The sequence below is a fragment of the Mycobacterium sp. 1164966.3 genome (genome assembly GCF_001665395.1).
Classification (GTDB): domain Bacteria; phylum Actinomycetota; class Actinomycetes; order Mycobacteriales; family Mycobacteriaceae; genus Mycobacterium.
The window spans coordinates 75,636-82,143 of record NZ_LZSG01000011.1 but is presented as its reverse complement, the minus strand read 5'-3'; the positions used below and the strand labels follow the sequence as shown (position 1 = coordinate 82,143).

The following is a 6,508-nucleotide window of genomic DNA, read 5'->3' as shown; positions in this document are numbered from 1 at the left end:
CTCCTCGCCCCCGGCCCCCCCCGCCCCCGGGGGGCCCGGGGGGGCGGGCCGGCCCAGGGGCTCCCCCCGCCGGGGGGGCCCCCGGGGGGGGGGGCGGGGGGGGGGGGGGGGGCCCGCCCCCCCCCCCCACTTCGTGGTCTCAACGGTCAAGTCCCGGTAGCGCGATCTCAAACCTCTTGGACGAACTCAAGGATGGTGTGGCCGTAAACGCTGGGGTGGGTGAAGCGGAACATGTGCCCGGTCTTGGGGAGTACGACCTCACGAGCGTTCGGGAGTCCCTGGCGTAGTTCCCGAGCGGCTTGGTCCCCGACGAGTTGGTCATCTTCCGGGGTGATGAGCAGGGTGGGAACGTTGACCTTGGCGAGCTGATCACGCACATCGAAGGAGATGACGCTGGCGACCCGTGCGCTGTAGGAGCCTGCCGGGGTGTTCTCGATGAACAACTGGCGGTAGTCGTCCTTGGTGTGTGGAACCTCGGCATCGCGGTCGAACTTCGAGGCGAGGCTGCGGGCGTGGTAGCGCAGCGTGCCGGTGCGATAGAGCGATCCGCGGACGTAGTGCGAGGCGCGGCCGGCTGTGTTCTTCCAACTCGGGAGGGGGTTGGCGGCAAACCCGCCGGACAGGACCAGTCCACGCAGACCGGTTGGCTGTCGCAGCGCGAGTGTGAGGCTGATGACGGCGCCGTATGAGTCGCCGACGAGTACATAGTTCGAGAGTCCCTCGATCTGCGCGGCGAGGAAGTCGGCATAGCGCTCGACGTCGTCGAGCCCTTCGGGGAGACGCATGGTGCGCACCGGGTAGGCGGCTTTGAGTGGGGCGAGTTGCCGTTCGTCCCAGGGAGCGCCGGAAAAGCAGGGGACTGTGACGAGCGTTGGTTTGGCGGTTGGCATCGTGGCCTTCTTTCGGTGGAGTGATGCGTCACCTTCAGTTCTATTAGGTGACACGTCACGAGATTACATGACGCGTCATCTAATGCGTATATACTGTGACGATGGACTCAATTGAGGAATTCCGTTACCTCGTCCTGGCCGCCCAGCGGGAAGGTGCGCGGGCGCTGACGACGGCGCTCAAGCCACACGATCTGACCCCTTCGCAGGCCGAGGCGATCGCTGTCCTGCGTGATGCAACCAGACCGCTGACCGTGAAAGACATAGGCCAGCGTCTGGTATGTGAAGGCGGTAGCCCGAGCAGGCTGATGAGCACGCTCGCCCAGAAGCGCCTCGTGGAGTCGACGGTTGGCTCGTCAGACCGGCGAACCACGCTGCTGTCGCTCACGCCGGCGGGCGTCGCCGCCGCGCGAACCGTGAGCCAGATCGAACAGGACCTCTATAAAGCCATGGGCTTCACCTTGAGCGACGACCAGGTCGCTGCAGCGCTGCCGGCGCTACGCGCTCTCGTGAAACAGCTTCCGGCCGGACAGGCGTTGCAACGCCGGATCACCGACAAGAGCTCGGCGGGCTAGACGCCCCAGCTCGGTAAACGACCGATGCGAGCGAGTTCTACCTGTTCAAATCCCTGTCCTTGCTGGGCTGCACTCGCTTCGGCTCGCCCGGCATCTTGGGGTAGTTCGGCGGATACGGCATGTCGCCGAGTCCGCGCTCTTCGTCGGCCGCGGCCATGTCCAGCAACGGGGCAATCGACTGGGCGACTTCGTCCATGCCGGCCCAGGGGTCGTCGCGACGCCGCACCAGGTCGGGCACGGTGGCCATGGTGTAGTCGTCGGGGTCGGCGCCGGCCAGGTCGTCCCAAGTCAGCGGCGTCGACACGGTCGCGATGGGGGTGCGCCGCACCGAATACGCCGACGCCATAGTTCGGTCGCGGGCGTTCTGGTTGAAGTCGATGAAGATGCGCCGGCCACGCTCTTCCTTCCACCATGACGTGGTGACCACCTCCGGCGCGCGCCGCTCCACCTCGCGGGCCAGGGCAATGCCGGCGCGGCGGACCTCGATGAAATCCCAGTCGGTGGCGATCCGCAGAAACACGTGGATCCCGCGGCCCCCGGACGTCTTCGGAAATCCGACCAGACCGAGTTCGTCAAGTAGCGGCCGCAGCACGTCGACGGCCACCGCACGGGCTTGTTCAAAATCGGTGCCGGGCTGCGGGTCCAGGTCGATGCGCAATTCGTCGGGATGTTCGGTGTCGGGGCAACGGACCTGCCAGGGGTGCAGCGTGATGGTGCCCATCTGCGCCGCCCACACAATGGCCGCGGGGTGGGTGACCTTCAGCGCGTCGGCGGTGCGGCCCGACGGGAAGGTCACCCGGCAGGTCTCGAGATAGTCGGGATGACGCTGCGGAACCCGCTTTTGGTAGATCTCCTCGCCGTCAATGCCCTCCGGAAAGCGCTGCAGGTGAGTGGGCCGGTCGCGCAACGTGGCCAGCATCGGCCCCCCCGCCACGGCGAGGTAGTACTCCACCAGCCGGCCCTTGGTGCCGTTCGACCCGAGCTTGGGGAAATACACCTTGTCCCGGTTGGTCAGCCGGACGGCGATGCCGTCGACGTCGACTTCTTCTGCTGCAGCGGCCATATCTGGATTCCAGCATGCCGCGCGCCAGAATGGACGAATGGACTTACCCGTTACGCCACCGGTTTCGCCGATGCTGGCCAAGTCAGTCAAGTCGATCCCACCGGACGCGTCCTATGAGCCCAAGTGGGATGGCTTCAGGTCCATCTGTTTTCGCGATGGCGATGAGGTCGAGCTGGGCAGCCGCAACGAGCGGCCGATGACCCGCTACTTCCCCGAACTGGTCGCCGCGGTCAAGGCCGAGCTGCCGCGACGCTGCGTGATCGACGGCGAGATCGTCATAGCCACATCGCGAGCCACCGGCGCCAGTCTGGATTTCGAGGCGCTGCAGCAACGCATCCATCCCGCTGATTCGCGAGTCCGGATGCTTGCCGAGCACACACCGGCGTCGTTCATCGCGTTCGACTTGCTGGCCCTCGGCGACGACGACTACATGAAGCGACCGTTCAGCGAGCGTCGCGCCGCACTCGTCGAAACACTGGATGGCTCCGGCCCTTCGATCCACGTCACGCCGGCCACCACCGATCTCGCCACCGCGCAACGCTGGTTCTCCGAGTTCGAAGGAGCGGGCCTCGACGGCGTCGTCGCCAAGCCGCTGAGCATCTCCTATCAACCGGACAAGCGCGTCATGTTCAAGATCAAACACGAGCGGACCGCCGACTGCGTGGTGGCGGGCTATCGGGTGCACAAGTCCGGCGGCGACACGATCGGCTCACTGTTGCTGGGGCTTTACCAAGATGACGGCCAGCTGGCGTCGGTTGGAGTCATCGGCGCCTTCCCGATGGCCGAGCGGCGCCGGCTGTTCACCGAATTGCAGCCGCTGGTCACCAGCTTCGACGACCACCCGTGGAATTGGGCGGCACACGAGGCCGGTGAGCGAACCCCGCGCAAGAACGAATTCTCCCGCTGGAATGCCGGCAAGGACCTCTCGTTCGTCCCGCTGCGCCCCGAACGCGTCGTCGAGGTTCGCTACGACCACATGGAAGGTCAGCGGTTCCGCCACACGGCGCAGTTCAACCGGTGGCGCCCCGACCGTGACGCGCGGTCGTGCAATTACGAGCAACTCGAACAGCCCGTGACTTTCAGTCTCACCGATATCGTCCCCGGGCTCGTCCCAGGCAATGCGCATTAGGGTGTCGGCGTGCAGGTAGCCGCGCTGTTGGTGGCTGGTGATGCCAAGCTCGACGAGGACGGCGCGCTCAATGCTTGGCGCATACCCACGACTTCCTTTGAGGTCGAGCAGATTCCGTTAGAGGTAACGATTCCGCTCGTCCTCGTGGTGCATGCGCAAGCCGGTAGGGACTACGACCCACAGCTGTTCATCGTGTGCAAGGATCCCGCCGGGAAGCGGCAGGGCAGCATCGAGTCCTCGTGGCACTGGCCGGACGATAACGACCATGCCTCCAAATACCGGTGCTTTACTCACCCACTGCGGTTTTTGGTCACTGCGGCCGGCGAGTACACCGTCGGCGTCTACTACGACTCGCAAGGTATCGCCGAGATGGCGACGCCCATACCGCTTTTCATCAAGCTAGCCGCCAGCCCGTGAGGGGGCGCAAATGTACACCAAAACCCGCGTTTCACCGTACATTTGCGCGCCCTCGCGGATAAGAAATGAGACTCAGCGTTGACAGTCCGCGCAGCGTGACGTTCGTCTTGTACCGCGGCTCGCCGTCCAGCCGCGCCTCGGGAAAACGCGCCGTCAGCGCCGACAGGGCCGCGCTGGCTTCCAGCCGCGCCAGCGGCGCTCCCAGGCAATAATGCGCGCCGCGCCCAAAACCCAAGTGCCGCAACGACGGGCGGTCGGGGTCGAATTCGTCGGGCCGCTCGAACTCGGCGGGGTCGCGTTGGGCCGCGGCCAACAGCAGCATCATCACGTCGCCGGCGGGCACGTCGATGCCCGCAATCGTCATGTCGTCAATCGCAGTGCGCCCAACCATCTGCACCGGCGGGTCGTAGCGCAGGGTTTCCTCGATGACGGCCGAGACCCGGGTGCCGTCGACGCCCAGCGCGGCCCACTGCCCGGGGTGGCGCTGCAACGCCAGAATGGCGTTGGCGATCAGGTTGACCGTCGTCTCATGTCCGGCGACCAGCAGCAGGACACAGGTGGACACGATCTCTTGCTCGGTCAGCTGGTCGCCGGACTCCTCCACCGCGATCAGTCCCGACATCAAATCGTCGCCCGGTTGCGAGCGTCGCCGCTCTATCAGTGCGTGCAGATACTGACGCAGCCACATACCGGCCCGCATGCGTTCGTTCATGCCTTCCGACGGCGCGCCGGTGAACGTGAGGAACGGGTCCAGTGCTTGGGCCAGCAGCGCCGACGCGCGGCTGAAATCCGGCTCGTCCTCAAGTGGCACACCGAGCAACCGGCAGATGACGGCCACCGGCAGCGGATAGGCGAAGTCTGCGACCGCATCGAACCGGCCGCGCTCGGCGATTCGGTCGAGCAATCCGTCCACCAGTGCATTGATATCGGGTTTCAGGGCGTTCACCACTTTCGGGGCGAATGCCTTGCTGACCAGCTTGCGCAGCCGGGTGTGATCGGGCGGGTCGAGGAACAGGAACCCCGGCGGGAACTGCGGAGGATCCCACCGACCCGCGCTGATCTGTTGCTGCGTGATCGTCGAATTCGTCCGGTCACTGCTCGACGACGGATGCCGCAACACGTCGTCGCAATCCCGATAAGCCGAGAAGACGGCGAGGTTCGCTTGCGCCAAGTGCAGCGGTCCGCGGTCACGGAATTGCGCGTAGATGGAGTAGGGATCAGCCCGGTTGGCCGGGTCCAGCAGCTGCCGCAGGGCCGCTTGGGATTCAGCCAGCTCGGTAGGCCGCGTCGTCATCCTGACATTGTGCCTGCACATGACGGTGCCGAAACGGACGCGCCCTGCCACGCCGCCACGTAGCATGTGCGCCATGACCGTGCTCCGCGCGTGCCGGTTGGCTCAGCTTGGCGTTGTCACGATGCTAGGCATGGCGATGCTGGCGCTGGCCGCACCGAGCCGCGCGTGTGCCTGCGGCGCACTGGTCCCCCCACCCGACGGTCAGGCGACGATGAATCATGAAGTCGCTCTTGTACATTGGGATGGCTCAACCGAGAACATCGTGATGCAGCTTGGGTTGAACGCCAGTACCGACAACGTCGCGCTGGTGGTGCCCACTCCCACACCGGCGACCGTCGTGGCCGCCGAGAAGGCCACCTTCACGGAATTGGATTCGCTGACCGCGCCGGAGATCAAGAAGCGCCGGCACTACAAGCTGGGGTCGGTCTTGGAAGCTTCCGCGCCGCGCGCGGCAGCACCCACCGGCGCCCCGAACGTGCTCAATCAGGTGCACCTCGGACCGCTGGAGGCGACCACCCTGGCCGGCGGCGATCTGGCCGGGCTGCAGAAATGGTTGGCCGACAACGGTTATGCCATCCGGCCGAACGTCTCGGCCGCACTGGACCCCTACGTGCGCGACAGCTGGTCGTTCGTGGCCATGCGGCTGACGAGCACGGCTCCGATAGTGGGCGGCCTCAAGCCGGTGCGGATGACCTTCCAGTCGCCGCGACTGGTCTACCCGATGCGTCTGTCCGTCGCCGCGCCAGCCGCGCAGCGAGTCACCATCTTCACGCTGACCGACCACCGCCAGCAGCGCACCGACGCCGACGCCTCCGGCCAGACCAGCCAGGTCCAGTTCGCCGGCAATGTGTCCGGCGCCGTACGCGACCCGTTGCTGCGCGAGCTGGCCGGAAACCACGGCGCCTATCTGACCAAGATGCAGATCGATATCCCCAAACCGGCGCAGATCACGTCGGACTTCGAGTTCGGTAACGCAGCCAATGACGATCCCTACCGGCAAGTGGTCTACGTCGACCGCGACGTCGGCATCCCGATCGAGCCAATCTTGTTCGTAGTGCTGCTGTTTGGCGCTGTCCTCACAGCCGTGGTGGTGATTGTGGTGCTACGGCGCCGGCGTATGGCCGGGCCCCCGAGCTGAGTCGA

At 65.8% G+C, this 6,508-nt stretch carries 7 protein-coding genes; 4 read left to right on the top strand and 3 right to left on the bottom strand.

Annotation, left to right across the window (positions count from 1 at the left end):
• Positions 1-167 precede the first annotated feature (167 nt).
• On the bottom strand, positions 168-890 hold the full coding sequence (locus tag A9W99_RS05445) for an alpha/beta fold hydrolase (protein WP_067374587.1): 723 nt from the start codon (positions 888-890) through the stop codon (positions 168-170).
• Positions 891-991: 101 nt separating this feature from the next.
• Between A9W99_RS05445 and A9W99_RS05440 the strand changes: the two genes are divergently transcribed.
• The gene (locus A9W99_RS05440; protein WP_067374584.1) at positions 992-1,462 is read left to right on the top strand and encodes a MarR family winged helix-turn-helix transcriptional regulator; all 471 of its coding nucleotides are present in this window, start codon (positions 992-994) and stop codon (positions 1,460-1,462) included.
• Between the two features lie 37 nt (positions 1,463-1,499).
• On the opposite strand, the gene ligD is transcribed toward A9W99_RS05440, so the two are convergent.
• On the bottom strand, positions 1,500-2,525 hold the full coding sequence (gene ligD, locus A9W99_RS05435) for a non-homologous end-joining DNA ligase (RefSeq protein ID WP_067374581.1): 1,026 nt from the start codon (positions 2,523-2,525) through the stop codon (positions 1,500-1,502).
• A 37-nt stretch (positions 2,526-2,562) separates the two neighbouring features.
• Between ligD and A9W99_RS05430 the strand changes: the two genes are divergently transcribed.
• Positions 2,563-3,654 carry an ATP-dependent DNA ligase gene (locus A9W99_RS05430; RefSeq protein ID WP_067374578.1) on the top strand — a complete coding sequence of 364 codons (1,092 nt, stop codon included), beginning with the start codon at positions 2,563-2,565 and terminating at the stop codon, positions 3,652-3,654.
• 9 nt (positions 3,655-3,663) lie between these two features.
• Positions 3,664-4,071, top strand: coding sequence for a hypothetical protein (locus A9W99_RS05425; RefSeq protein WP_067374575.1), 408 nt, complete (start codon positions 3,664-3,666; stop codon positions 4,069-4,071).
• 31 nt (positions 4,072-4,102) lie between these two features.
• Here the strand turns inward: A9W99_RS05425 and A9W99_RS05420 are convergent, their stop codons facing one another.
• A complete protein-coding gene (locus A9W99_RS05420) occupies positions 4,103-5,365 on the bottom strand; it encodes a cytochrome P450 (RefSeq protein ID WP_067374574.1) in 1,263 nt (420 codons plus the stop codon).
• A 73-nt stretch (positions 5,366-5,438) separates the two neighbouring features.
• On the opposite strand from A9W99_RS05420, the gene A9W99_RS05415 reads away from it, so the two are divergent.
• On the top strand, positions 5,439-6,503 hold the full coding sequence (locus A9W99_RS05415) for a DUF2330 domain-containing protein (protein ID WP_067374608.1): 1,065 nt from the start codon (positions 5,439-5,441) through the stop codon (positions 6,501-6,503).
• The last annotated feature ends 5 nt before the right edge of the window (positions 6,504-6,508 follow it).